This window comes from Clostridium sp. E02, assembly GCF_003833015.1.
Taxonomy (GTDB): Bacteria; Bacillota; Clostridia; order Lachnospirales; family Lachnospiraceae; genus Lacrimispora.
This window is the reverse complement of the sequence record NZ_RJLQ01000018.1, coordinates 81,424-108,139: the sequence shown is the minus strand read 5'-3', so window position 1 is coordinate 108,139 and position 26,716 is coordinate 81,424. Positions and strand designations below refer to the sequence as shown.

The window sequence follows — 26,716 nt, the reverse complement described above, 5'->3', positions numbered from 1 at the left end:
TGGTAATCTCTGAAGAAGAGGGAATCATAGCCGGCTAACTTACCGGAACCAAACGAAAAGCAGTCTTACCGCCCTGAAGTACGGTACCAGTCTGCCCAGGTAAGGTCAAGAGCAAGACAAGTGCAAGACAAGTGCAAGACAAGTGCAAGACAAGTGCAAGACAAGTGCAAGCACTCTTGACTTTACCTGAGCGGACCGGTATTAAATAATCAAGGCGGTTAAGTTAAAATTTAATTTGCGCAAAAGTCTTGACAGTATCATAATTGTGTATTCTTATCAACACCTGAGAAGCCAAGGTCTCAGAAATAAGATTTTTGATTCTTTCGAAGTTTTCTATCCCCCATTCTTCAATAAAAAGGAAGTCATTATCCCAGAAGAAAAATTCTGGAATTACGTCGGATGTTATTTCATATGCCATCAATGGAAAGTAAGTTACACGATCTATAAACAGATATTTCATTTCATCATATTCTGCAAGGCATTCATCGTATTCATCAGCATCTTCGTCAATGAAATCTTGTTTCATTCCTTCAAAATAGTCTTCTGCAAAAGCTTTTACATACTTGATATCATCATCTGAAAGAGAGGTATTCCAGAAATCCTTTATGCTAGATTCGGTTTTAGCTCTTTCGTTATTGTCCTCTGAGTCGTTATCACAACATGTCAAACCTGATAGGATGTATGGTTGCATTGTGGAGTATGGGAAGAACTAGTATGACAAAAGCTCTATTTAGTGCAGAGTAAAAGTAGAAGAGAGGTGAATAAATTGAAAATCATTCAGGCAGAAGGGGTAGGTTATTTTTATCAGACAAAATACCAGAAAATAGAAGCACTGAAGAATATGACCTGTTCTTTTGAAAAAGGTAAAATATATGCAATTGTAGGGGAATCCGGAAGTGGGAAAAGTACATTGCTTTCTCTATTAGCTGGTCTGGATCTGCCTACCTCTGGTACTCTTTATATTGAAGGTAAAGATATCCGTACCATTAACAGGGATCAATACCGCAGAAATCAGGCGGCGGTAGTTTATCAGGCATTTCATCTGTTTCCACTTTTGACCGCATTGGAAAACGTGGTATTTCCTATGACCTTGAAAGGGCTGCCTTTGAAGCAGGCAAAAATAAGGGCGAAAGAACTGCTCAAGAAAGTAGGGCTGGGAGAGAAAATAGAGAAACAGTTTCCAAAGATGATGAGTGGAGGTGAACAGCAGAGGCCATTGCCAGAGCCATGGCATCGGAGGGGAGTGTCCTATTGGCGGATGAGCCTACAGGGAATCTAGATACAAAGAATGAGGAGAATATTGTTAGGTTGCTAAAGGAGCTAGCCCATAGGGAGAAGTATGCTGTTATAGTGGTCACACACAATCCCAAGGTTGCAATGGAAACGGATATGATTTTACGGATGCAAGATGGAGCGTTGATTGACGTGAAGGAAAATGTCTAGGATTGATGCTCCATATTCAAGTAGCACATTAGCAATATAATACGAACAAAGGGCAAATTTCGAAAAAACGGCTTTGCCCTTAATAAATACAAATATATCGTATATCAAATTTAATTTTACACAAAAGTTGAAACGGCCTCAAATATTGCCCAAATTACTTAATTGAGATATCTTAAGTGACGCTACCTTACGCTCGGTAATTTTATCTTCAGGTAATATTTTGCTACAAAGTATAGGAGAATGTGGGTAAGCATTGGTTGAGGATTTTTTGTCCAAAAGACAATACAATCGACAACCTCAGGTGAAATATTAATTTTACTGACTTGATGAATATTCATTGGATTTCGAACATACAAGTAACCATCAATAATTCTATTGAAAAACCAATCAGAATAGTAACAAGGTATGTCAGTTCTTCTACTTACACTTAGTATCATTTTTTTACTCCAATACTATTACTAGTTACGCACTAGAACATTCTTTCTATTATTTAATACGATCAATATTTTCTTTGGTTAGCTTCATAAATGGAAGGTTGACCTTTTTTGCATTTCCAACATAAGAATCAAACCATTGATCATATTCCTCTTTATCGATAGGATTCGTAATATTTGTTGTCCCATTCGATGTAATGTAATATACGATCCCATTGCCATTTTTATCAATCTCTGTTGGAAATGGTTTTTCATCGTAACCGGTTTCAGCTATGGATTTATCCCAGGCATCTACCGTTCCCATAAACCGATAGGTGTCGGATTCAGTGTCATATTTATATAACGAGTATGGCCAAAAGTCTCCAGCCAACCCTTGATTATGAGACAGGCCCGCTTCAATTATTCCATTGTCATAAAAGGTAAGATTTGGAAATTCCTCAAATTCTTCTGTGACAGCATTGGTGTTTCGATCAAAGTCATATATTTTTTCAACCATTCCTGCCATTGCAGTCGTCGTATATTCTATGATTAATTCATCGTTTCCATCATGGTCAATATCGTTCACTGCAAAACGATTTTCTGAAATATCATAATTATCATCAAAGCCATAATCATTGTCATCTGGAAACGTATGTTTATCATATACAGTTACCAATACGGATTGATATTCCTTTATCCTTGCATTTCTGTCGGTCTGTAGGGGTGAACTATCTTTTGATGGAGCCATAGTAATTTCTATTTTCTTAGTTTCTTCCTGCGATATATTTGTATTCGTCACATGCTTCCCACAAGCTGTTAAAAATCCAAATAATAAAAACGAAATTCCAATGAAACACTTTCGTTTTATTCTAATTGTTTTCATTTGTTTTAGTCCCTCTAAGTGAATTTTATTTTATAATCGATTGTATGAATTCCATTATAGCACTTCCAGTATGAAAGAACTAGTTCATTTTATCAATGCTTAATTAAAAAAATAATGGACAGGAGAGAAAGAAAAGAAACGGTCTCACTTGTCTCTTTAATAAAGAATTGGAGTTGATATAAAATTTAACTTAATCATACAAAAAACCGCACAGAACCATTTCTGTAGGAATAAAATGAAATGAGAATAAAAATGCATTGCAATTTAAGCGTTAACAGGAGTTTATATGAATAGTGGCAGTTATAATAATGAAACAATGGCGCGTGCTGGTATACCCTATGATGATATAAATTGGTATGAAATAGAAGGTCAGCCCTTTGGTCCAGCCTCTAAATTCAATGTGATTGTATTTAACGATGCGAATAACATTGTTGACGTTGAGGGACCAGTGGCAATAGGTGGAAGTTTTTATAGTCCGAGGGGATTTAGCGCGGGTTTTGACAGAGATAAAGGCAGTAGAAATGCCAACTACTCACCGGATTTAGTTCGATTTTTGGTTGGCGGCAATGTAGCAATGAGCGAACCGTTGGTGGTGGTCGGTCACGCTGTTGTTGGTGGCAGCTTCGATGCTGGTGAAGGAAGTACTTACTTAATAGGAAAAAGCGGTAGGTCAGATGAGATAGAAAACCTTAAAATTTTATATCAGGCCGATGGTGGTAGTCAATATTGGACGCCAACAGACAAAGGAAATCATTACTTAGTTCCAAGTTACGATGTACCAAGGTATATACCTGCAAGCAGAATACGAGCGGATCTATTTAAATTTTTCAATGATGCCAAAGAAAGCATTGGATACTATAATAATTGTATCGGAGATTTGACCCCGAATGGAAATGTCATTGATAATTATCACGAATGGATATTAAGAGGAAATGATCCTGTGCAGAATGTTTTTCTGATTGATGTAAGACCAGATGGTCTGATTAACAAAGGAATTCGTGCCGAGGTTCCTCAGGGAAGTACAGTGATTGTAAGACTGCGAACAGGTTCCGATGCACATTTACAATACGGCGTTTATGGAGAAGAGAGCAAAGCCAATCGGACTTTATATGTATTTGAGGATGCATCTAATATTTATATGGAAAAATCTTCTGATATCTGGGGGAGTATATTGGCACCGCAGGCGATGTTCCATGCACACCCCACAGGCGGTCATGTAAGTGGGAATGCAGCTTTGGGATTTTTTGCTGTGAATCCTGCCAGTGGCTTTGAATTTCATTATTATCCCTTTGTAGGGGGCGTAATGTGTCAAGAGCTAGAACCAGAACCAGAACCAACACCAGAACCAACACCCTGTCCGACGTGTCCAGAGCCAGAGCCCTGCCCAACGTGCCCAGCTTGTCCGAAGCCAGAGCCGTGCCCAACGTGCCCGAAACCAGAGCCCTGTCCAAAGCCAGAGTCGTGCCCAACGTGCCCGAAACCAGAGCCCTGTCCAAAGCCAGAGCCGTGCCCAACGTGTCCGAAACCAGAGCCCTGTCCAACGTGCCCAGCCTGTCCGGAGCCAGAGCCCTGTCCAACGTGCCCAGCCTGTCCGGAGCCAGAGCCCTGTCCAACGTGCCCGGCTTGTCCGGAGCCAGAGCCCTGCCCAACTTGTCCGGCCTGTCCAGCCTGTCCGGAGTGTCCAAGGCAGAAGCCTTGTCCTGTTTGCAAGGAGTGTCTGATTAAACCTGACATTATCACAGGATGCATATGGGGATGCCGCTGCGGTGATTACCATGAATGGGAGGTGGAATTATACAAAAGATGTAATGATATTGATACATTGCTGTTTTGCATCCATGTGTGCGGTTGTGGAAACTTTGAATTTGCGGCTCCTTATGAAGGCTGCTATATCTTAAAAGTAAGGCTAACTGAAAATTGCCGCAATACATTCTGGTGCAAGCCAATGATTACATTTAGTAACATTGGTGTTGCCAGTTTCATGATTGATTAACATTTCCTTTTCAATCGTTGGGGTGGGGTTCGTCTGAATCCCACTCCATTCGTGTATTCAGAGGTGTTTTGATTGCGAAAACGTATTGTCTTCGAAGGTCATCTTGACAGGTTAAATCAATTGCATTATAGTGATTACAGAGAGGTGATTTATGATAAAAAAATATGTATTTTTTATTATGTTCATAGCTGTTTTAATGACAGGATGTCAAGGAATCCCATTAACAGAGGAATCATTGATAAAAGAATCAGAAACAATAGAGAGTTTGGTTCCAATCAAAACAGAACGCAATAATATAGAAACCGTCAATTCAAACAAAGAAAATTACGAGTCATATACAGGAGTTTGGACCGAAGGGGGGGTAAGCTCTGCGGAAATCTTAGCCAATGGCGGAACAGAATTTGGTGTTACTATAAAAAATGGTAACGAATTAGAAGGAAGTATTTTTTCCCAGCAGTGGGCAACTCAACGTTTAGCAGAAATTGAACATATAAAGTGTGACATTGCAAATGGTACGTGTACTTATTGCTTTTCTGATGATGGGTGGGGAGGTACTGGAACTCTCTTCATTACTTTCTCAGAAAACAAAATCATTGTTACTGTAAAAGATTATAAATTGGATGACAAAAATCCAATTGGTTTTGGGATTTCTGGGAACTATGTATTTGAAAGAAAGAATCCAGAGAAAGAAACAAAAACAGAAATTAAAGAACCTGATTTTTCAGACAGATATTATTCCATGTCAAGTGATGAAATGAATTCGGAAATCAATAAGAGGGCGAAATATCGGGCTGACTGTCCTTTCTTTCATGAGGTAACGAACTATTTTGAAAATGTTCGGGGAGTAAGAGATGTGGCGAATGTAATTGAACCTCTGTATTATACAGATATCAAATACTATAGTGAGGATGATTTTAAAGATGATCCTTTATTAATCATACATCTAGCTAAAAATGAAATCTATGCAATGCATGGATATATATTTAAAGATGAAGATTTGAATAACTATTTTAGAGTACAGTTATGGTATGAGCCATACGTAACTCCAGAAAATTTTGATGTCAATGTTTTTAATGAATACGAAAAAGCGAATTTAAAAATATTAAGTAAATTAGATACTTACAAACAATAGAATGCAATCATAGGGAGTGTGCAAAGTTTTAATAGTGACTTTGCTCCTTTTTATTTTATAGCCATGTATGGTGAAACATAGTAGAATGTTGAATATTTTAATTTAAATAAGAATATATTATATAAATAGACAATACAAAATGGAACACGAAGATAACACGGAACCGATCATGGAAAGAAACTTAAAAAGGAGAAGGGATATGAAAAAAGCAAATAAGGTCGCAATACTTGCTGTTATGTTATCCGCATTCATTCCAACTTTTTGTTATGGGGATAACCCAATTGTGCAAACCAATTATACGACAGATCCGGCCCCTATGGTGTATGATGGGACATGTTATGTGTATACGGGGCACGATGAGGACAACCTAGTCAATAATTTTTTTACCATGAATGACTGGCGGTGTTATTCTTCCACTGACATGGTAAACTGGACGGATCATGGTTCTCCCCTGTCTTATCAGACTTTTCAGTGGTCAAGAGGAGACGCTTGGGCAGGACAGTGCGTAGAAAGGAATGGAAAATTTTACTTTTATGCTCCCGTGAATTTGAAAAATGGTGGGAAAGTTATTGGGGTTGCTGTTTCCGATCGCCCTACCGGACCATTTAAAGACGCTTTGGGACATCCTCTTATTACGAATGGAAGTGGAGATATTGACCCAACCGTGTTTATTGATGGTGATGGACAAGCCTATCTATATTGGGGAAATCCGAATCTCTATTATGTGAAATTAAATCAGGACATGATTTCTTATTCTGGTACTGTGCAGCAGGTCCCTTTGACAACAGAAGGATTTGGAAAAAGAATCAAAACGGATCGGGCCACTACATACGAAGAAGGACCGTGGTTTTACAAAAGGAATCAGTTGTATTATATGGTTTTTGCAGGTGGACCTATCTCCGAACATATCGGTTACTCCACAAGCACCAGCCCCACCGGACCATGGACCTACAGAGGTGTAATTATGCCGACACAGGGACGTAGTTTCACCAATCATGCAGGTGTCGTTGACTATAAAGGAAAATCCTACTTCTTTTATCATAATGGAGCGTTACCAGGAGGTGGAGGGTTCCACCGCTCTGTTTGTGTAGAGGAATTTAATTATCAGCCAGATGGTCTATTTCCTACGATAAACATGACGCAATCAGGACCAGAACAAATTGGAAAGGTGAATCCATACGTTAAAAACGAAGCAGAAATGATTGGATTTGCATCAGGAATTAAAACAGAAGTTTGCCAAGAAGGTGGTATGAATGTAGGGTATATAGAAAACGGGGATTGGATTAAGATCAATGGAGTCGATTTTGGTTCCAGTGCAAAATCGTTTGAAGCAAGAGTGGCTTCTGGCGGGAGTGGCGGTAATATCGAACTTCGTCTAGATAGCCCAACGGGAAGTTTGGTAGGGACCTGTCAGATAACAGGAACTGGAGGCTGGCAGAACTGGACAACAAAATCATGTACGGTAAATGGTGCAGCAGGAGAACATGATTTATACCTTAAATTTACCGGTGGAAGTGGATATTTATTTAACGTCAACTGGTGGAAGTTCTGAATAACAATTTTGTATGGGAGAAATTGGAAGGAATATGAGATTGGTGGTTTTCCTGTTGTTTGACAAACTGACAACTTTGAGTTACAATTAAGTTGTTACTTTGCAGCAAAGGAGGGAAAATATGATAAAATTTGAACATATTTCAAAACGCTACAAATCAAAGCAAGTACTAAAGGATATATCATTTTCGATAAAAAAAGGGAGCCTGGTGGCGATCATTGGAGAGAGTGGATGTGGAAAGACAACACTGTTAAAGATGATAAACCGTCTGATCAAACAGTCCTCAGGCACAATTTATATTGATGATAAAAATTCCAGCACAGTGAATGAAGTCGCCCTGCGTCGTCGGATTGGTTACGTCATTCAACAGACTGGTTTGTTTCCACATATGACAGTGCAGGAAAACATTGAACTGATTCCAAAACTGGAAGGAATAGCGAAAGATCAAATTGTAGAAAAAACAAAGAAACTAATGCAGATGGTAGGACTTAATAGTGAGGATTTTCTGGATCGGTATCCCACAGAATTAAGTGGAGGACAGCAACAGCGAGTGGGAGTTGCCAGAGCATTTGCAACAGATCCTGATATTATTCTCATGGATGAACCGTTTTCGGCACTGGATCCTATGACCAGATCAGATCTTCAGGACGAATTGGTACAACTGCAAGATAAATTAAAAAAGACCATTGTATTCGTGACACATGACATGGACGAAGCCATAAAGATCGCTGACATGATCTGCATTATGAAAGATGGTGATATTCTACAGTATGATACACCAGAAAATATTTTAAATAATCCCGTTGATGATTTTGTTTCAAGCTTTGTGGGTAAAAACCGAATCTGGTCTTCCCCAGAATATATCAAAGTTTCGGATATTATGATTGAAAAACCCATTACAGCGATAAAAGAACTTTCTGTTTTAAAATGTATTGATAAGATGCGTCAAAACAAAGTAGATAGTCTGCTAGTGATTGATAGGGAAACCCGTAAACTTTGTGGTATGGTAAAAGCGAGACGGCTAAGAGGTGTTTTAGACCGATCCGAAAAAGCGGAAAAGTTTATGATAGAGGATTTCCCTATACTTTTACCAGACCAGTGTATACTGGATGCATTAAAAATAGTTACGGAGTATCACGTCTCAACGGTCCCAGTCGTTGATGAGGAGAGAACGCTTAAGGGTTTGGTTACCCGGAGCAGTCTGGTTACCACTTTAAGTCAACAATATTTTGACTTCGAAGGAGGAGAGACAGAATGAATTTTATACAATACATTTTAGAAAATTATATACAGATCATTACTTTGCTGGTGGAACATTTAAAGTTAACTGCGATCTCGGTAGGGCTGGCGATCTTAATTGGGGTGCCTCTGGGGATTTTTATTTCCTATGCAGCAAAAGCAAGTAAGCCAGTATTATCCGTAGCCAATGTGATTCAGGCAATCCCAAGTATGGCGCTTTTAGGATTTATGATACCACTTCTTGGAATTGGTACCGTTCCAGCTATTGTTGCAGTTGTTCTTTATTCTTTGCTTCCTATTATAAAGAATACTTATACCGGATTAGAAAGCATCAATCCGCAGACTCTTGAAGCAGCAAAAGGAATTGGTTTGACTCCGCTCCAGGTTTTGACAAAAGTACAGATCCCTCTGGCACTTCCTGTAATTATGGCAGGTGTCCGGATTGCATCGGTTACGGCAGTCGGTCTTATGACAATGGCAGCTTTTATCGGTGCTGGTGGTTTGGGGTATCTTGTTTTCTCTGGAATCAGGACGGTAAACAATTACCAGATTCTTGCAGGAGCAATACCAGCCTGTTTATTGGCCTTGATGGTAGATTTTCTATTAAATGTAGTAGAAAAGCTGGTTACCCCCATTAGTCTGCAAAAAGGGGAAAGTGTAGTTAAAAGAAAAAGACGTACGGCACAAAAAGCAACGTTAAGCGTTGCAACGCTATTGATTGCTGTAATTTTTGTCTTTACCTCTGTGGGAGCCAAAACAACAGGTGGAAAGATTATTTCGGTTGGATCCAAAGATTTTACCGAGCAGGAAATATTGGGACATTTGGTTGCTGACATGATTGAAGACAAAACTGATATTAAAGTAAACAGGAGACTCAATCTTGGTGGAACTCAGGTTTGCTTTGGCGCGTTGCAAAAAGGTGATATCGACATGTTCGTGCAGTACAGTGGAACTTGCTATTCAGATGTATTAAAGCATCCTCCTATCAGTGATATGGATGAGGTCTATAATACCGTTAAGAAAGAGTACAATGAGCTTTATAATCTAAAGGTGCTCAAACAGATGAATTTTAATAATTCTTATACCTTAGCAGTTACTCCTGAAATGTCAGAGAAATATGGACTTAAAACAATCAGTGACTTTGCGAAAATAGCAGACCAGATGTCATCTGGCACAACCTTTGAGTTTGCAAATCGGGCAGACGGTCTTTCTGGTATTGAGAAAAAATACGGGTTTCAAATTGGAAACAGTATGACCATAGATGGAGCACCCCGTTATACGGCTCTAAAAAATGGGGAAGTCGACGTAGTCGATGCATTTTCTACCGATGGTTTACTGAAAAAATTTGGATTAATCACTTTGAAAGATGATAAAAATTTTTTCCCGCCTTATTATGCAGTTCCAATAATTCGAAAAGAGACACTGGAAAAATATCCGGAAATTGAAGGACTAATGGCACAACTAGGTGAGGTTTTAACAGACGATATTATGATTGATCTAAATTACAAGGTGGATGAAGAGCAGGAGGCGCCTGAAAAAGTAGCGGAGGATTTTTTAAGGGAAAGAGGGCTTATATCGTGATACTTGCAATTATAATTTTCGCGTTTTTATCAATTATACTGCTTTGTCCTGGATATCGGTGGATGCTCATTGGAACCATGAAATTAAGCCGAAAAGAAGAAAAAATAGGAGTATTGTTTGGGAGGTATTTGGGACTAGGGGCCATTCTTTTGTTATTGCTATGGCTCCTGCAATTCACCCAGATCCCTTACTTATATCTAGGATCTGGAAGTTTATTCCTTTTATTAACCGTCTGGCTTTTTGTCAATATGGTTAGATTGCTAAATAAAGGGTAGGAAAGTTCTGATTTTTTCTCTCTGGATAGGAGAATGATCTGAATGTTATCTATTGACATTTTTATGATTCGATGACATAATAACGATTAAAACATTGGGGTTTTTTACTTATGTTTTTAAAATTACTTTTCAATTGTTGTGGCCGTTCCAAAGACCAGATTTATGTCATTAAACTCCAGTGTTTTTTATTACGAAAGGATGAATCATGAAAAGTATAGAGACAAAAATTGTTTTAATCATAGGGGGACTGGTTGCCTTCTTTATGATTTGTACCGGGATCATAATGATCTCATTTACGGAAAAGACGGTTATTTCGAATGAGAGCGATATTACAGCACTTTCTGCTGAAAAGATGACAGAAGAAGCAGATAGTTATTTTAAACATTACATAGCCATAGCGCAGCAGATGTCAAAAGACTCCAGTGGGATTAATCTACTGAGTTCGGTAACCAAAAGTGATCAGCTAAAAAGCTCCGAGTATTGGCAGCCGGTTTATGATATGTTAAAAAAAACCACGGACGGAGATGCTCAGATTTTAGCAGCCTATTATGCAGATTTGGATACGAACATAGCATTTAACGGGGAAAATTGGGTATCTGATTCAAGTTATAGACTCAACCAGAGACCGTACTCCTTTCAGACCGAAGAACAGTTGAATCGTGGCTATATTATTACGGATCCATATGTAGACTTAACGACAGGAGCGAATGTTATTGCTTTTTCTGCTCCCATTTATGACTCTTCTGGGACCAAACTTCTTGGTGTGGCAGCACTTGATGTGGAACTAACGACTCTGACGGAAAAAATAGAAGGGTTTCAATTAGCCCATGAAAGTGGTTCCGTTCGTCTGATCAGCGGAGACGGACAGATTCTTGTCAGTCCCCATAAAGAGGAAGTATTAAAAAATATCAAGGATATTGGGTTAGATACAAAGATGATGTCTGACTATGAGAACCCAGGCAAAGATGTTATTTATTATCGGGAAGGGAAGCTGCTTGCTTGTGGAATCACACGAGAAATCCCAAGTGCAGGTTGGAAAACCGTAGTCACGGTTGATAAAGATGATTTCTTTCAATCATCAAAAATGGTGGTAAAAACCATGACGCTTTTGTTTGCAATCATTGGAGTGATACTGATTGCTGTTATGTTTTTGGTTGCAAAGAGCATTGCAAAACCGCTAAAGAGGCTGACAAAATTAACAGATGAGCTGGCAGCTGGTAATTTAAATGTGGACATTGATGTAAAAAGCAATGACGAAGTTGGCAGATTGGCAGATTCTTTGAGGAATTTAACGAGCAGACTTGTGAATTACATTACCTATATTGAAGAAGTCTCTGGTGCATTGGATGAACTGGGGAAAGGGAATTTAAATCTTAAGCTGGTTCAATCCTACGATGGAGAATTTGCTGTGATTAAAGAATCGCTTCTTCGTACTTCTGGTATGTTAAAGAAGACCATAGGGGATCTGTTGATTGCTTCCGAACAGGTGTCTGGCGGTTCGGCTGAGGTGGCGAATGGTTCTCAGGCACTTGCTCAGGGGACGATGGAACAGGCAAGTGTTATGGAAGAACTCTCTAGCACCATGGATCAAATCTCAGATAAAATATCAGAAACAGCGACCAATGCAAAGGAAGCGGAAAACCGAGCTGAACTTGTAAGAGTATCTGCAGATCAAAGCAACGATCATATGAAACAGCTGCTTTATGCGATCGAAGAGATCAAAAATCAATCTTCCGAAATTGGCAAAATCATAAAAACAATTGAAGATATTACGTTTCAAACCAATATACTGGCACTGAATGCAGCTGTAGAAGCGGCAAGAGCAGGAGAAGCGGGCAAGGGGTTTGCTGTTGTGGCAGATGAAGTAAGAAACCTGGCCAACAAGTCAGCTCAGGCGGCCAGCAATATAACGGTGTTGATTGAACATACGATACAGGCAGTCGAAAATGGAACGAGTCTAGCAGACGAGACCAGTCATATTTTGGATGAGGTGGTGGAGGGAGTCAAAGAAACTGCCAACAACATCAGCCGTGTATCCGATGCTGCCAACATACAGGCAGAGTCTTTGACTCAAGCGATGGCAGGTCTTGAGCAGGTGAATTCAGTCGTTCAGTCCAACTCAGCGACAGCGGAAGAAAGTTCAGCAGCCAGTGAAGAATTATCCGCACAGGCAGGAATGTTAAAAGACCTAGCTGATAAATTTCAGATTTGATAGGAAGGTGTCTAAAACAAAGGAATCTTTGTTTTAGACACCTTTTTTACTATTCTTTATATTTTTGATAATATTTAGAAAATAATAAGAAATTATTATTTCAAATGTTATGAAAATACGCTATAATGGTAAGAAGCGAATGGAGAATAGTGGAAGGAGCGGACATGAAACGATTGAATTGGAATAAAAAAGTAAAAGCGGAAGAAAATCAGATAGAAAATTCGAAAGAAGCAATGGACGAAGCAATGTCTGATGAAGACTTCAATCAGGAACTGAAGCATTTGATGGAGTTTAATGAGGGGGGGAAAAAGAAGAAGAATAAACAACCGAGAAAAAAGTGGAGTCGAAAAAAGAAGATTATTATTGGTTCGATCGTAGCAGCTGGGATTTGTTTAATCGTTGTTAAAAATGCTGCAGGTGGAAAAAGCGGTCTCTTGTCTGTTACAGCGGAACCGTTAAAAAAGGGAGAAGTAACGGAGATTCTTACGGTCAGCGGTCCGGTGCAAGGAACGGACAGTGTGGAAGTTGTTTCCAATCTTCACGCAGAGATTTTAAAACTAGAAGTAAAAGAAGGGGATCGGGTCGAAAAAGGCCAAGTGTTGGCGATACTAGATGACAAGGAGTCAAAAAAAGAATTAGACATTGCCCAGAATGATTATGATCTGGCAGTTAGTACATACAATGACAAGCAGCGGGAAGCAAAGAATGGATATGCAAAAGCCAAACAGGATTATGATACAGCCAAGGAAAACTATAATCGGACGCTGATTCTTTCCCAGGGAGGCAGTGCCTCCAAGGTGGAACTTGAGACAGCATTAAATTCTATGAACGATGCAAAGAGAGCGATGAGCGATTATACCCTTAAAGAAGGAAAGCCCATAGCCAATGAATCCTATGCACTTCAGATTGAAAAAGAGGCATTTGAGCTGGAACAAAAAAAAGAGGCATTAATTAACACCAAAGTCACCAGCCCCATTGATGGAACTGTGGTACGGGTAAACTGCAAGGTTGGACGCTTTGCAGACAAGACAGACAACGATAAGCCCATGTTTATTATTAATAATTTGGATGTACTGGAGATGAGGATTAACATTAGTGAATACTCCATAGGAAAAGTGAAGGTTGGCCAGCCAGTTGAGATTAGTGCGGATATTTTAAGCGGGAAGACCATACGAGGAGAAGTTACGTCTATTTCCCCCACTGGTGAAGAAAAAGGGGGTGGATCAACCGAACGGGTGATTCCAATTACAATCCGGATTATTGATCAAAACACCAAATTAATCGCTGGCATTACTGCCAAAGCTAAGATTGATCTTAAGAAAGCAGAAAATACGTGGGTGGTTCCAATCTCTGCTTTAGTTCTCCAGCCAGATGGAAGTACAGCCATTGCATTGGTTGAGAATGAAATAGTAAAAATGGTTCCTGTTACTACGGGTGTAGAAAGTGATATTGAAGTGGAAGTAATTCCGGGGAAAGACGATGATTTCAAAGAAGGGATGCAGGTAATTGATTCCCCATCTCCTATGATTTTAGACGGAATGACCGTAAATGTAGTTCCGTACGACCAATGAAGGAGGATCTAAAATGTGGAAGAAGAAAGAGAAACTACCTGCTTATATAACGGAGAATATCACAGAAGACTTAATAAAATTGGTGGATATGGTGAAGATTTATGATACTGGATCCATAAAAGTCTTGGGTTTAAAACGGGTCAATTTGACCATTAAACGGGGAGAATTTGTTGCCATTATGGGGCAGTCCGGTTCTGGAAAGTCCACTTTGATGAATATATTAGGGTGTTTGGACCGTCCTACTATGGGGCATTATTATCTAGATGGAATTGACACGGCAAAGATGCCTCCCGATGACCTATCTTCCATTCGCAACCGGAAGATAGGATTTGTATTTCAGTCTTTTAACTTAATATCCAGAACCTCTGCTCTTAAGAATGTAGAACTTCCTATGACCTATGCCCATAAGTCCAAAAAGGAGAGGGAAAAGCGGGCACTGGAACTTTTGGACCGAGTGGGACTTGGAAGTCGATACGAGCATATGCCCAACGAATTGTCAGGAGGACAAAGGCAGAGAGTTGCAATTGCCAGAGCACTTGCCAACGAACCCCCATTAATCCTTGCAGATGAGCCAACGGGAAACCTTGATTCAACCTCTTCTTTAGAAATAATGGAACTGTTTTCCAAACTTCATGACGAAGGTGCAACCGTAGTCTTAGTTACGCATGAAGAAGACATCGCTGCTTATACAGAACGGATTTTAAGGTTTCGGGATGGGGATTTGATTAGCGATACACCCAATGTTCCAAGAAAGCTTGTGCAGAGATCAGAAGAGGAAGTAACAGAGGATGCGGAGGGAGCGGCATGCTATTAGAAAATATGGGCATGGCCCTTTATGCCATTAAATCCAATAAAATGAGATCAATTTTAACCATGCTTGGAATTATCATTGGAATTGGAGCTGTTATTGCTATTGTTTCGGTCGGAGACAGTATGAGAGCTTTGTTTTCGGATGCCTATAAAGATGTAGGATATAATCGTGCCTATGTAATGGTAAACTGGGACGTTCCGGATGCTCGAATTACGGATAGGTTTACAAGAGAGGAGATGGAACGGGTCAAAGAGATCTACAAGGATAAAATTGAGTACATTGATAGTAGGTCTTCTGAGAATACGGAAGCTGTTAATGGCAGGAGAAAAGTAAAATATCAATTTCAAGGAGTCAATTCCAATTACAACGACGTCCAGGCGGTTAATATTATTTCTGGACGAATGATCAACGAAGCGGATGTAAAGCAGGCGGCCAATCATGTGGTATTGGAAGATAAAGGGGCAGAGTTACTTTTTGGAACGGCAAACTGTGTGGGGCGAACGTTTCGAATGGTCGTAAATAAAGATACGAAGGAGTTTATGGTAGTTGGGGTATACCGCAAAGATTTGTCTCCTGTGTTGGCAAGCCTTTTAAGTAATGGGCAGAACCAGGCTGGTTTCTTGCCGGAAACCTTAATCACGAACCATGACACCCGGTTTCAGGGTTTAAACTTCTACATCAAAGATGGAGTCGATATGAAGGCGTTTTTACAAGTCCTCACCAGGTATGTGGCAAAAGTGAAAAATCGAAAGGAGTCAGAAATATATGCCAGTTCGGTGGCGGAGCAGATGGAGCTAGTTGATTCTCAGCTATCTGGACTTTCAGCCGCCGTAGGTGGAATCGCTGCGATCTCCCTTTTGGTAGGTGGAATTGGGATTATGAATATTATGCTGGTATCTGTTACGGAGAGAACTCGTGAAATCGGGATACGTAAGGCATTGGGGGCGCAGACAAAGGATATCTTGATTCAGTTTTTAATCGAATCTGCCATGCTTTCTGGTTGTGGGGGTGTGATAGGAATTATTTTGGGAGGGCTTCTTGTAAAAACAGGAGGAGCGATTCTTCAGATGTCTGTCGTTATTAGACCGTCTGTGGTAATATTGGCAGTCGGATTTTCGGCAATTGTAGGTATTTTTTTCGGTCTGTATCCTGCCACGAAAGCAGCAAAATCAGATCCCATAGATGCGCTGAGGTACGAATAGGAGGGAGGATCGGCATGTTGTTTGAAAATATGATTATGGCTTTTCATGCCATTAAAGGGAATAAAATGCGTTCCTTCCTAACAATGCTGGGAATTATCATAGGCATTGGATCTGTTATCTCGATTGTATCCATTGGTGATACAATGCGATTTATGGTATCGGATTTGTATAAGAACGTTGGGGTTACATTAGCGACTGTTCATATATGGCCAACGGATGGCAGTGAGATGAGACAGAGTGATTATTTCAATTTGGATGAGATTGACCGAATTAAGGAAGTGTTTGGAGATGAAATCAGTTACATTGACAGCTATGCCAGTGCGGATGCAGATGTGGTTGCGGGCAGGAAGAAAGCGAAATTTAATTTTGAAGGGATCAATGCCAATTATACAGATGTACAAAAGATCAACATCTTGCATGGAAGAAACTTGAGTGAAGCTGATGTAAAAGGAAGAAAAAACAACATAGTTATAGAAGAAAAAGGAGCAAAGGCTCTTTTTGGGAAGGTGAATGCGGTTGGAGAAACACTTCGTTCTACGATATATGGAGCAACCTATGATTTTAATGTAGTAGGGGTCTATCGGAAAGAGCAATCTCCTCTTGAAGCAATGGTTGGTGGTTTGAATGAGACACAATATGCTTATCTTCCAAATACCCTGCTGACATGGCCCAATGATAATATCTATTTTATTCGGTTGTATGCCAAAGAAGGGAGTAATATGGAAGCGTTCTCTAGGAAGTTTTGTGCATATTTAGCGAATAAAAAGAATCGGAAGCCTGAAGATATCCAATTCCAATCAATCATCAGTGAGATGGGAGATACGGATAATGCCATGGGAGGGCTGTCTGCTGCGGTTGGAGGAATTGCAGCAATCTCACTGCTCGTTGGGGGGATCGGTATTATGAATATTATGCTGGTATCTGTAACGGAACGTACCAGGGAGATTGGAATCAGAAAAGCGCTAGGGGCAAAGACGGCGGATGTAATGATTCAGTTTCTTACAGAATCAGCGGTTTTGTCGGCAATGGGAGGAATGATCGGAATCCTTTTGGGAGCAGGTATTGTAATGGCAGGTGGTGCTTTAATGGGAATTTCTGTTGTTGTAAAACCTTCGGTTGTTATAACAGCCGTGGGATTTTCAGCTCTGGTTGGTGTTTTTTTTGGAATTTATCCGGCATCCAAGGCAGCGCAGAAAGATCCGATTGATGCATTAAGATTTGAATGAAGAGTGCGGCATTTGCCGCATTCTTTCCTTTCTATTTAAATAAAAATTTGGTATGGGGGTCGCAAAGTAAAAAATTCTATGTTATAATAAGTTGGTATCCTATGGTATAGTAAGGAGACCATATGCTTAGTGAAGAAAAAATCAAGATTATGACAAACCTAGCCATGTTTGAAAAGCATGAAGGAAAACTTATCTTTCCGATTACCCGTTATTTTAAGATTGACTATATTGGAAGCAAGTTATTCCGTTCCTTTTTTAGTTACACCTTGAGCTTTTTCTTGTGCCTTTTTTTGTGGGGCCTGTATTATATGGAATATTGGCTTAATATGATGGAAGTAAAAAGTCTAGCCGATGCTGTGACTCGGGTTGGTGTAACTTACTGCATTGGGCTGTTCTTTTATCTTTTGATCAGCTTTTTAGTATATAGAAAGCGATATGAACATGCGAGTAGGGGAATGAAAGTATATATGGCCAGATTAAAGCGACTGGACAAGCGATACGTTGGAAGTACAAGACCAATAAAAAGAACCAAAGGAGGGCGGACATCGTGATAGGCCTTCTAGTACTGAAAGAACATTTAAAAGAATTTTATGCAAGATATGATATTTATGTCACTCCTGTGATTAAGTTTATCTTTAGCCTGCTGGCTTTTTCTTTGATGAATTTAAATATAGGATATATGACACAACTGACAGTGCCACTGATTCCATTGGTGCTGGCTTTGGTGTGTGCCTTTTTACCCTATGGAGCCATCTCATTTCTGGCAGCTATGTATATGCTTGCCCACTTATCAGGGGTTTCACTGGAGATTACATTTGTTATGGGAGTATTTTTTTTGATTACAGGATTACTCTACTATGGTTTTCAGCCTGGAGATAGTTATCTTTTGATTCTCACTCCTGTTTTTTTTCTGTTAAAAATTCCTTATGCCATTCCATTGCTGGTTGGGTTGTCGGGAAGTGTAGTTTCAATCATTCCAGTATGCAGTGGTGTGTTTATTTATTATACACTTTTGTATGTGAAACAGAATGCAGGTGTGCTTACGAATGATGTGGCAGTAGACGAGGTTCAAAAATTTATGCAGGTCATGAAAAGCCTGATGTCCAATAAGATGATGCTTGTTATGGTTCTTGCATTTGCTTTGGCGCTGGTGGTGGTCAAGATTATCCGCAGCCTGTCTATGGATTATTCCTGGATGATTGCAATCGCCGTGGGGACCATCGTCCAGTTAAGTGTTATATTTATCGGAGATATTGTGGCAGACGTTGCCGTTTCCGTTCTACCTCTTTTTGGAGGAGTTTTGTTTTCCATACTAATTGCAGGAATCTATACATTTTTCGTATTTGCCGTGGATTATAGCCGGACGGAATATGTGCAGTTTGAAGATGATGATTATTATTATTATGTGAAAGCAGTACCCAAACTAAACGTTAGTACTCCGGATGTAAAAGTTCAAAAGATTAATGCAAGAGAACAAAAGAGGCCGCAGAGATAAAAAGAAAAGAAAGGGAGGTGGGATCGTATGGCAGATTTTTTAGGTGGAATGTATTCCTGGGTATCTTTCCTGCCCAGAATTTCAAAAACAAACCTGGTTGAGATTGTAATTATTGCTATTTTACTTTATGAACTACTGACCTGGATTATGAATACGAGAGCGTGGACGCTGTTAAAAGGAATTATAATGATTCTTCTTTTCTATCTGTTTGCATACGTTTTTCGTCTTTATAATATTTTCTGGATTTTAAATAAGATTGCAACTCCGGCTGTGACGATGGCGATCGTGATTTTTCAACCGGAACTTCGTAAAGTATTGGAACAGCTTGGAAGTAAAAATCCTTTTACTGGAATTTTGACCTTTGATGATGGGAGAACCCGTTCACAGTTTACGGATAAGACGATTAATGAATTAGTAAAGGCTACTTACGAGATGGCTAAAGTGAAAACAGGTGCTTTGATTGTAATTGAGCGCAGCGATTCCTTAAAAGAGATTGAACGGACAGGAATTGAGGTTGGGGGGATTGTAAGCAGTCAGCTTTTAATTAATATATTTGAGCATAATACTCCTTTGCATGACGGAGCTGTGGTAATTAGAGGGAATCGTGTGGCAGCAGCAACCTGTTATCTGCCTCTTACTGATAATATGACCATTAGCAAAGATCTTGGTACCAGACATCGGGCAGCGGTTGGTGTAAGCGAAGTCAGCGACAGTGTTACGATTGTAGTTTCAGAAGAGACTGGACGTGTCATTGTTGCTATGGAGGGCGGATTGAAAAGGATCGCAGATGCGGATATGCTTAAATCGGTACTTGGTGGAGCAAAACAGGCGGTAGAGGAAGGAAGTAGATTTCGGATTCTGAAGGGAAGGCGTAAGAATGAAGAAAAAAATATTAAATAATCTTGGGCTGAAAATTGCTTCCCTGGTACTTGCTTTTATCGTTTGGATGGCGGTTGTCAACATTTCAAACCCAGTCGTTTACGATTCACAGGTTGTGTCAGTAGATGTCCTGAATGGTAAAGTGCTGAAAGCTGCTGATTTGACTTATGAGATTGTAGGAAAAGATACCGTTATGGTCAGTTATCAGATACGAACAAGGGATCGTTCTTTGGTAAAATCCAGTGATTTTCATGCCTACGTTGATTTGAAAAATTTATACGATGTAACTGGGGCGGTTCCCGTTACGGTAGATATTAACAAAGAAAAAGAAAATTTGATTAAAAATGATACCATAACAGCAAAACCTATGGTTATCCGGATCAACACGGAAAGGTTACAGAGAAAGAAATTTAATCTTCAAGTAAAAACTCAGGGAGCTCCACAAACTGGCTATGCGTTGGGCAGAATCACGCTGAGCCCGGATCAGGTCACAGTAGAAGGTCCAGAATCGCAGATTGGAAAAATTAACCACGTTGGGGTTGAGATAGATGTAGATAATAAGAATATGGATATGAATGGATCTTCGATTCCTATTTTTTATGATGCCAATGGCAATGAGTTGGAACTTAGTGATCAAGTTAAAATTGACCGCAATGAAATTGAGTATCAGATACTTGTGTTAAAAGCAAAGGATATAGCTCTTAACTTTGAAATTTCAGGAGAAGTGGCAAAGGGGTATCGATATACTGGGGTTGTAAGTGAGGTAAGATCAATTCCGGTGGTAGGAACCAGATCCGTTCTGGCATCGTTATCTACACTTGCTATTACCTCGGACGAGTTAAATCTTGATGGAGCGTCACAAGATAAAGTGGTGAAATTAGATTTGAATCAGTACTTGCCGCCGAATACATCGATTGTTGGGGATCAATATAAGAAGGTAACGGTAAGACTTAAAGTTGAGCCTTTGACCACCAAAACTTATCAGTTAGATTTAAGTGACTTAGATAAGACTGGTGCTTCGGATGCGTACGAGTATAGTTTTGACAAACAAGCAACGGAAGTAACCATAAAAGGATTGAAAGAAGATTTGGATTCCTTAGATCTAGGAAATCTGAATGCAGTTCTTGATGTGACCGGATTAAAACCCGGATCTTATCCTGGCATGCTGAATCTATCAATATCAGGAGGATTTGAAGTGGTAGGATACCAGCCATTTCATGTTATTGTAGCCCAGAATCATAATGGCGCAGAAACACAGGGGGAGACAGTAGAAAGCGATTCTACCACCGCTGCATCTACATCAGCAGCGGAAGAAGATACAACAAAGGGAACCCGGCCATAAACCTGGTGGGAATAGAAAAATTTGGAGGAATTCAGTATGGTCAGCGCAAAAATCACCATAAAGAACCCGACAGGTCTGCACTTGAGACCGGCAGGAATTCTTTGTAGGGAAGCCATGAAGTTTAAATCTGCAGTCAGTTTTCAATTTAAGAATACGACTGCAAATGCCAAAAGTGTACTTAGTGTATTGGGGGCTTGTGTTAAAAGCGGGGATGAGATTACCTTCGTATGCGAAGGAATAGATGAAGAAGAGGCTTTGGCTGTCATGGTTGAAGCCGTTTCAAGTGGCCTTGGTGAAGAGATAAATGATAAATTATAAGGAGGACTTTATTTTGAAAGGAACAAATGCATCAGCCGGTATCGGAATTGGAAAAGCCGTTATCGTCGAGGAGACAGAATTAAACATTCAAAAAGTGACAATTGAGGATTCAGAAGCGGAAAAAATTCGCTTTCAGGAAGCTGTAAAACAGGCGATGGAAGAAATCGGTGCTCTGGCAAAGGATCTGGCTGCAAAAGTAGGGGAAAAAGAAGCGGAGATATTAAATGGTCATTTATTGCTTCTTTCTGATCCTATGCTGACTGGTGAGATTGAGAATGCGATCGCCGTTGATCATATGAATAGTGAATTTGCAGTAGAAACGGTATGCAATACCTATGCGGACATGTTTTCCTCAATGGGAGATGAACTGATGCAGCAGAGGGCAACGGATATGCGTGATATCAAGACTCGGATACAGAAAATTTTACTGAATGTAAAGTCAGTGGATATCGCATCCTTGCCCAAGGGAAGTATCATTATTTCCAAAGATTTGACGCCATCTATGACGGCTGGAATTAATCCAGATCATGTGACAGGCATTGTGACAGAACTAGGTGGAAAAACTTCCCATAGTGCGATTTTAGCAAGAGCACTGGAGATTCCAGCGGTGGTTGCCATAAAGGGCATTATGGATCAAGTGAAAGATGGTATGAATTTTGTACTGGATGGATCAGATGGAACTGTGATTGTGGACCCATCTGAAGATGTCTTGGCAGATTATACGTTAAAAAGAGACCAATTTATGAAAGAAAAGAAAGAGCTGGAACAATACATTGGGAAACCAACCATTACAAAAGATGGAGTATCCATTGAATTGGTAGCCAATATTGGGAAGCCAGAAGATGTAGAAAAAGTACTTCACTATGATGGGGAAGGGATTGGTTTGTTCCGGACAGAATTTTTGTTTATGGACCGGACCTCCATGCCTACAGAAGAAGAACAATTTGAATCATATCGAAAAGTGGCAACTGCAATGAATGGAAAACCAGTGATTATTCGTACGCTTGACATTGGTGGTGATAAGGAAATTCCTTATATGGGACTGGAAAAAGATGAGAATCCATTCCTTGGATATCGCGCCATTCGTTTTTGTTTGGATCGAAAAGAAGACGTATACAAACCACAGCTTCGTGCACTCTTAAGAGCCAGTGCATTTGGGGATATTCGAATTATGGTACCTCTGGTGACTTGTTTGGAAGAGATCCGGGAAGCGAAAGATCTAATTGAAGAGATTAAGAAAGAACTAGATGAGACAGGGGTTGCATACAAGAAAGAAATTCAGGTAGGAATCATGGTAGAGACTGCTGCGGCTTCCCTGATGGCAGATGTATTTGCAAAGGAAGTGGATTTCTTCAGTATAGGAACCAATGATTTAACGCAGTATACCATGTCCGTAGACCGAGGAAATGAAAAGATATCTTATTTGTATTCCCCTCTGAATCCGGCAGTATTAAGGAGCATCCGTTATATCATAGAGTGTGGACGCAAAGAGGGAATTATGGTTGGAATGTGTGGGGAAGCGGCCAGCGATCCTTTGTTGATTCCGCTGCTCTTGGCATTCGGCTTAAATGAGTTTAGTATGAGTGCTTCTGCAATATTAAATGCTCGAAAGCTAATTATGGGATATGATACGAGTGAATTACAAGCTATGGCACAAGAAGCCATGTCATTCGCAACTGCGAAAGAAGTAGAAGCGTATATGAAGGAGTTTATTAGCCGATAAAAGAGAAAAAGGCAGGCGCAGCGGTCGAAAAAGCAGCGACTGCCTTTTTCCCTTAGAAGGGGCAAAAACGCAATAAATTACCAAAGGGGACATGTTACGATGAGCGTTTATCTGATCAGTTATGCAGCATCTTATTTATTTGCCAGAGCAGGACACTACTGGTTGTCCGGTTTGCTTTTACTGTTAACGGCCATATATCTTTACTGGTACGATTATCGGAGAGGGGAGAATATCATTCATCTCAGAGGTTTGTTTTCCCTGTTCTGGGTAGGGGGAGAAGGAATCGCCTGTTTAAAGCTTTCCAAGCTTTCGTCAGACTGGAATCTTATTACCTGGCTTTCTTTTTTGTTGGCTTTTTTGGGATTTTGGGTTTCCTATGAATTCTTTGTTCGGATGCAGGGAGAAGCCGGAGGCGAGCGCTCTAGCTGGTTTCGATTTAAAGGTTACGAAGTGCCTTTATTTTGGTCTATGGTGATCGTTTCGGTTTTGTCCTTAACAGCGTTTCTTTTAGAGGCCTTTGTTCTTGGATTTATTCCTTTTTTTATCAAAGGAGTTCCCCATGCCTACTCAACCTTTCACATAACTGGAGTTCATTATTTTACCGTATCCTGTGTATTGGTGCCGGCTCTCTCTGTTTTGTATTTTTGTATAGAACAGGGAAGAAACGGGCTGCGGTTAATTGCAGTTTTACTTATGGATTTGATTGCCTGTGCAATCCCAGTTCTTTGTGTCTCTCGGTTTCAGCTGATCTTAGCTGTGGGATTAGCACTTCTTACTTATATTGCCATGGAGCATCGCCTTAAAATCATTTATGCAGCTGGTCTTGCATTGGGTATGCTTCCTATATATGTGATACTTACCATTGTAAGAGGTCACGATGTCTCTTATTTAAATAGCATATTCCAGATGAAATATAGTCAGATGCCTATATTTATCACTCAGCCTTATATGTACATTGCAAACAATTATGATAATTTCAACCGCTTGGTTGAGTGGTTGCCATCTCATACCTTTGGACTGCGGATGTTGTATCCATTATGGGGATTGACCGGACTTAAATTTTTGGTACCTTCCCTGGTGGACTTTCCTATTTATGTTACCAAAGAGGAACTGACGACTGTTACCTTGTTTTACGATTCCTATTACGACTTTGGAATCATAGGAGTTGTACTCTTTGGCTGTATTCTGGGAGTAATTGCATTTTTCCTTATGCGAATGGTGAAACAAGTAAGGAATCCCATCGGATATTTGTTTTATGCACAGTTTGCCATGTATATGATATTATCCTTTTTTACGACTTGGTTTAGTAATCCGGCTACCTGGTTTTACTTTTTTATTACTGGATTTTTGTATTTGTTCTGTTCCTGGAAAAATAACGGGAGACACGGATAACGAAAAAAACTCACGGGATCGATCATTTGGTCTTTCTCGTGAGTTTTTGCTATCATAAGTGGTTCTGCTCTCTCTTTGTGTCAGAGGGAGAGAGATGAAACTGTTTCTTATAAGCGCGGGAAAAGGTTGAGTAATTTTTAAATCCGCTTTGGAAGCATACCTCAGTGACGGAACGTCCTGATTTTAAGCTGTTTCTGGCGAACAAAAGTCTTTTTTCCGTTATATAATCAAAAAGTGTGTATCCAGTTTGCTGCTTGAACCGATGCATCAGATGGTAGCGACTGATAAAACAGGCTTCTGCAATGGTGTCTACTGTCATATCTTCTGTTAAGTGGCTGTTTAGATAGTCTAAAATTTTAAGGATTCTTAAATCTCCGGTAGCAGGCTGCATATATTGAACTCGGTTAGTTGCCGAAGCGCGGTTTAACTGAATCATAAACTCCAAAAAGACAACCTGACAGTAAAGATCTTTGGCATATCCGTTGTGGGTACATGCATGTTCTAAATTGGTTAAAGTAAGGTAAAGACTGCTCTTTTCCATGGAATGAATTCGTATTACATGAGAATGTAGTTCTTTGGATTTTTTAAAACAGTCACTAAGATCATAATTATCCCCTTGATAGGCAGAAAGAAACCCAGGAGAGAGGTAAACAATAATTCTTTCATATGGAACGTCAGAGTTAATATCTGGCTTATGAATATCATTATGCCCTACCAGTATGATGTCATAAGGGTTCAGTAAATAGGTGCATCCTTCTATGCGGTAGGTGACTGAGCCACGGATGAATATTATGATTTTATCAAAGTCATGATAATGATACTCAAATTGCTGCTTTTTTGAATCTAGTAGATGAAACAGTTTAAAGTCACTGTTTAAATAACCTCTTTTTTCATATTGGTCCATAGTTAAGGGTTCCTCCTTTCCCCTTTTATAATACAACACTATTTGCAATATTAAAAGCATTAATATGGTAGATTTGATAAAAAGTGCTGTGTATAATAGAAAAGGAATGGATATTTGAAAGTAACGAAGTGAAAAAATAGACATACATGGGAAAGGAGTTTCATCATGAATATCACCCTGGAAAAATATCATGGACTTGGGAATGATTATCTTATTTTCGATCCAAACAAAAATGAATGCAAGCTGACAGAGGAAAATATACGGTTGATTTGCAACCGAAATATTGGTGTAGGGTCCGATGGATTATTGGTAGGTCCTATTATTGGGAAGGATAAGCTAGAGGTAAAGATATTAAACCCAGATGGAAGCGAAGCAGAATTAAGTGGAAACGGAGTAAGGATTTTTGGCAAGTATTTAAAGGATGCGGGATATGTACAAAAAAATCGATTTACCATTCATACCTTAAGTGGAGAACAGACCATTCAGTATTTAAATGAAGAAGGCACAAAAATTAAAGTATCCATGGGAAAATTAAATTTTTATAGCGATCAGATCCCCGTAACTGGACCAAGAAGAGAGGTTCTCAATGAGACGATGATGTTTGGAAGTATTCCTTACCGTGTTACTTGTGTTAATATAGGAAATCCACATTGCGTAATTTGGTTAAATGATATATCCAAAGAGCTTGTATGTAAAATTGGAAAACATTCAGAAGAAGCAGAATATTTTCCTGAGAAAGTAAATACAGAATTATTAAGAGTCATTGACCGGACGAACATAGAAATAGAAATTTATGAACGAGGAGCCGGATATACACTTGCTTCAGGTACCAGTGGGTGTGCAGCAGCAGGTGCTGCGTACCGGATGGGACTGACAGACCCCAAGATGTATGTTCACATGCCAGGAGGCATATTAGAAGTTGAATTGAAAGAAGACGGAAGCGTACGAATGACCGGAGATGTGGGGTACGTAGGTAAATTTACGCTATCTTATGAGATGACAGAACAGGTTCGTTCCTTACAGTAGACAAGAAAATTTAAGCCATTGGTAAAAGAATATGGATTCAACCATATCTGATTTTACCAATGGTTTTTCCTTTTTATTCCATTGTTTTATGAATATTTATAAAG

At 39.7% G+C, this 26,716-nt stretch carries 23 protein-coding genes and 1 pseudogene; 20 read left to right on the top strand and 4 right to left on the bottom strand.

The window, feature by feature from the left end; genetic code table 11:
* Positions 1–223 precede the first annotated feature (223 nt).
* Positions 224–667, bottom strand: coding sequence for a hypothetical protein (locus tag EFT72_RS14470; RefSeq protein WP_124067627.1), 444 nt, complete (start codon positions 665–667; stop codon positions 224–226).
* A gap of 99 nt (positions 668–766) precedes the next feature.
* Between EFT72_RS14470 and EFT72_RS14465 the strand changes: the two genes are divergently transcribed.
* Both EFT72_RS14465 and EFT72_RS19705 read left to right on the top strand, forming a co-directional pair.
* The gene (locus EFT72_RS14465; protein WP_243110025.1) at positions 767–1,279 is read left to right on the top strand and encodes an ATP-binding cassette domain-containing protein; all 513 of its coding nucleotides are present in this window, start codon (positions 767–769) and stop codon (positions 1,277–1,279) included.
* Complete coding sequence (locus EFT72_RS19705) at positions 1,252–1,443, top strand: hypothetical protein (protein ID WP_243110024.1); 192 nt, start codon at positions 1,252–1,254, stop codon at positions 1,441–1,443. The genes EFT72_RS14465 and EFT72_RS19705 overlap by 28 nt, the downstream gene beginning before the upstream one ends.
* A gap of 248 nt (positions 1,444–1,691) precedes the next feature.
* Here EFT72_RS19705 and EFT72_RS14460 read toward each other — a convergent pair.
* Together EFT72_RS14460 and EFT72_RS14455 are read right to left on the bottom strand one after the other, a co-directional pair.
* A pseudogene (locus EFT72_RS14460) lies at positions 1,692–1,880 on the bottom strand (DUF1848 family protein); the annotation flags it as partial.
* A 49-nt stretch (positions 1,881–1,929) separates the two neighbouring features.
* A complete protein-coding gene (locus tag EFT72_RS14455; RefSeq protein WP_124067626.1) occupies positions 1,930–2,739 on the bottom strand; it encodes a hypothetical protein in 810 nt (269 codons plus the stop codon).
* Positions 2,740–3,025: 286 nt separating this feature from the next.
* Here EFT72_RS14455 and EFT72_RS14450 point away from each other — a divergent pair, with 286 nt between their 5' ends.
* The 17 genes from EFT72_RS14450 (at position 3,026) to EFT72_RS14370 (ending at position 24,682) form a co-directional block, all read left to right on the top strand.
* The gene (locus EFT72_RS14450) at positions 3,026–4,732 is read left to right on the top strand and encodes a collagen-binding domain-containing protein (RefSeq protein WP_124067625.1); all 1,707 of its coding nucleotides are present in this window, start codon (positions 3,026–3,028) and stop codon (positions 4,730–4,732) included.
* A gap of 151 nt (positions 4,733–4,883) precedes the next feature.
* Complete coding sequence (locus EFT72_RS14445; RefSeq protein ID WP_124067624.1) at positions 4,884–5,864, top strand: YARHG domain-containing protein; 981 nt, start codon at positions 4,884–4,886, stop codon at positions 5,862–5,864.
* Positions 5,865–6,063: 199 nt separating this feature from the next.
* Positions 6,064–7,416: a glycoside hydrolase family 43 protein gene (locus EFT72_RS14440; RefSeq protein WP_124067623.1), complete on the top strand. Its 1,353-nt coding sequence runs from the start codon at positions 6,064–6,066 to the stop codon at positions 7,414–7,416.
* A 121-nt stretch (positions 7,417–7,537) separates the two neighbouring features.
* Positions 7,538–8,674, top strand: a complete 1,137-nt coding sequence (locus EFT72_RS14435) for an ABC transporter ATP-binding protein (protein WP_124067622.1) — start codon at positions 7,538–7,540, stop codon at positions 8,672–8,674.
* Positions 8,671–10,236, top strand: a complete 1,566-nt coding sequence (locus EFT72_RS14430; protein ID WP_124067621.1) for a glycine betaine ABC transporter substrate-binding protein — start codon at positions 8,671–8,673, stop codon at positions 10,234–10,236. Before EFT72_RS14435 ends, EFT72_RS14430 begins: the two co-directional genes overlap by 4 nt.
* A 480-nt stretch (positions 10,237–10,716) precedes the next feature.
* Entirely contained in the window at positions 10,717–12,723 is a 2,007-nt protein-coding gene (locus EFT72_RS14425) for a methyl-accepting chemotaxis protein (protein WP_124067620.1), read from the top strand.
* A gap of 164 nt (positions 12,724–12,887) precedes the next feature.
* A complete protein-coding gene (locus EFT72_RS14420) occupies positions 12,888–14,294 on the top strand; it encodes an HlyD family efflux transporter periplasmic adaptor subunit (protein ID WP_243110023.1) in 1,407 nt (468 codons plus the stop codon).
* Between the two features lie 13 nt (positions 14,295–14,307).
* On the top strand, positions 14,308–15,108 hold the full coding sequence (locus EFT72_RS14415; RefSeq protein ID WP_124067619.1) for an ABC transporter ATP-binding protein: 801 nt from the start codon (positions 14,308–14,310) through the stop codon (positions 15,106–15,108).
* Entirely contained in the window at positions 15,099–16,307 is a 1,209-nt protein-coding gene (locus tag EFT72_RS14410; protein ID WP_124067618.1) for an ABC transporter permease, read from the top strand. The genes EFT72_RS14415 and EFT72_RS14410 overlap by 10 nt, the downstream gene beginning before the upstream one ends.
* Before the next feature lie 14 nt (positions 16,308–16,321).
* Complete coding sequence (locus EFT72_RS14405) at positions 16,322–17,533, top strand: ABC transporter permease (RefSeq protein ID WP_124067617.1); 1,212 nt, start codon at positions 16,322–16,324, stop codon at positions 17,531–17,533.
* Positions 17,534–17,655: 122 nt separating this feature from the next.
* Positions 17,656–18,084, top strand: a complete 429-nt coding sequence (locus EFT72_RS14400; RefSeq protein ID WP_124067616.1) for a hypothetical protein — start codon at positions 17,656–17,658, stop codon at positions 18,082–18,084.
* Positions 18,081–19,028, top strand: a complete 948-nt coding sequence (locus EFT72_RS14395; protein ID WP_124067615.1) for an ABC transporter permease — start codon at positions 18,081–18,083, stop codon at positions 19,026–19,028. The genes EFT72_RS14400 and EFT72_RS14395 overlap by 4 nt, the downstream gene beginning before the upstream one ends.
* Positions 19,029–19,055: 27 nt before the next feature.
* Complete coding sequence (gene cdaA / locus EFT72_RS14390; RefSeq protein WP_124067614.1) at positions 19,056–19,928, top strand: diadenylate cyclase CdaA; 873 nt, start codon at positions 19,056–19,058, stop codon at positions 19,926–19,928.
* Positions 19,906–21,249: a CdaR family protein gene (locus EFT72_RS14385; RefSeq protein WP_124067613.1), complete on the top strand. Its 1,344-nt coding sequence runs from the start codon at positions 19,906–19,908 to the stop codon at positions 21,247–21,249. Before cdaA ends, EFT72_RS14385 begins: the two co-directional genes overlap by 23 nt.
* A gap of 36 nt (positions 21,250–21,285) precedes the next feature.
* A complete protein-coding gene (locus EFT72_RS14380; RefSeq protein WP_124067612.1) occupies positions 21,286–21,567 on the top strand; it encodes an HPr family phosphocarrier protein in 282 nt (93 codons plus the stop codon).
* A gap of 10 nt (positions 21,568–21,577) precedes the next feature.
* Positions 21,578–23,290 (top strand): phosphoenolpyruvate--protein phosphotransferase, encoded by a 1,713-nt coding sequence (gene ptsP, locus EFT72_RS14375; protein ID WP_124067632.1) that lies wholly within the window; start codon positions 21,578–21,580, stop codon positions 23,288–23,290.
* A 99-nt stretch (positions 23,291–23,389) separates the two neighbouring features.
* Positions 23,390–24,682: an O-antigen polymerase gene (locus EFT72_RS14370; RefSeq protein WP_124067611.1), complete on the top strand. Its 1,293-nt coding sequence runs from the start codon at positions 23,390–23,392 to the stop codon at positions 24,680–24,682.
* A gap of 52 nt (positions 24,683–24,734) precedes the next feature.
* Here EFT72_RS14370 and EFT72_RS14365 read toward each other — a convergent pair whose 3' ends face one another.
* Positions 24,735–25,586, bottom strand: coding sequence for an AraC family transcriptional regulator (locus tag EFT72_RS14365; protein ID WP_124067610.1), 852 nt, complete (start codon positions 25,584–25,586; stop codon positions 24,735–24,737).
* A gap of 165 nt (positions 25,587–25,751) precedes the next feature.
* Here EFT72_RS14365 and dapF point away from each other — a divergent pair, with 165 nt between their 5' ends.
* Positions 25,752–26,612, top strand: coding sequence for a diaminopimelate epimerase (gene dapF / locus EFT72_RS14360; protein ID WP_124067609.1), 861 nt, complete (start codon positions 25,752–25,754; stop codon positions 26,610–26,612).
* The last annotated feature ends 104 nt before the right edge of the window (positions 26,613–26,716 follow it).

Excerpts from the sequence above, each read along its gene's own strand:
- EFT72_RS14435 (WP_124067622.1), top strand. The coding sequence starts at position 7,538 with ATGATAAAATTTGAACATATTTCAAAACGCTACAAATCAAAGCAAGTA.
- EFT72_RS14410 (WP_124067618.1), top strand. The coding sequence starts at position 15,099 with ATGCTATTAGAAAATATGGGCATGGCCCTTTATGCCATTAAATCCAAT.
- cdaA (WP_124067614.1), top strand. The coding sequence starts at position 19,056 with ATGGCAGATTTTTTAGGTGGAATGTATTCCTGGGTATCTTTCCTGCCC.
- EFT72_RS14430 (WP_124067621.1), top strand. The coding sequence starts at position 8,671 with ATGAATTTTATACAATACATTTTAGAAAATTATATACAGATCATTACT.
- EFT72_RS14365 (WP_124067610.1), bottom strand. The coding sequence starts at position 25,586 with ATGGACCAATATGAAAAAAGAGGTTATTTAAACAGTGACTTTAAACTG.
- dapF (WP_124067609.1), top strand. The coding sequence starts at position 25,752 with ATGAATATCACCCTGGAAAAATATCATGGACTTGGGAATGATTATCTT.
- EFT72_RS14400 (WP_124067616.1), top strand. The coding sequence starts at position 17,656 with ATGCTTAGTGAAGAAAAAATCAAGATTATGACAAACCTAGCCATGTTT.
- EFT72_RS14420 (WP_243110023.1), top strand. The coding sequence starts at position 12,888 with ATGAAACGATTGAATTGGAATAAAAAAGTAAAAGCGGAAGAAAATCAG.
- EFT72_RS14450 (WP_124067625.1), top strand. The coding sequence starts at position 3,026 with ATGAATAGTGGCAGTTATAATAATGAAACAATGGCGCGTGCTGGTATA.
- EFT72_RS14455 (WP_124067626.1), bottom strand. The coding sequence starts at position 2,739 with ATGAAAACAATTAGAATAAAACGAAAGTGTTTCATTGGAATTTCGTTT.
- EFT72_RS14380 (WP_124067612.1), top strand. The coding sequence starts at position 21,286 with ATGGTCAGCGCAAAAATCACCATAAAGAACCCGACAGGTCTGCACTTG.
- EFT72_RS14415 (WP_124067619.1), top strand. The coding sequence starts at position 14,308 with ATGTGGAAGAAGAAAGAGAAACTACCTGCTTATATAACGGAGAATATC.
- EFT72_RS14405 (WP_124067617.1), top strand. The coding sequence starts at position 16,322 with ATGTTGTTTGAAAATATGATTATGGCTTTTCATGCCATTAAAGGGAAT.
- EFT72_RS14440 (WP_124067623.1), top strand. The coding sequence starts at position 6,064 with ATGAAAAAAGCAAATAAGGTCGCAATACTTGCTGTTATGTTATCCGCA.
- EFT72_RS14425 (WP_124067620.1), top strand. The coding sequence starts at position 10,717 with ATGAAAAGTATAGAGACAAAAATTGTTTTAATCATAGGGGGACTGGTT.
- EFT72_RS14445 (WP_124067624.1), top strand. The coding sequence starts at position 4,884 with ATGATAAAAAAATATGTATTTTTTATTATGTTCATAGCTGTTTTAATG.
- EFT72_RS14370 (WP_124067611.1), top strand. The coding sequence starts at position 23,390 with ATGAGCGTTTATCTGATCAGTTATGCAGCATCTTATTTATTTGCCAGA.
- EFT72_RS14385 (WP_124067613.1), top strand. The coding sequence starts at position 19,906 with ATGAAGAAAAAAATATTAAATAATCTTGGGCTGAAAATTGCTTCCCTG.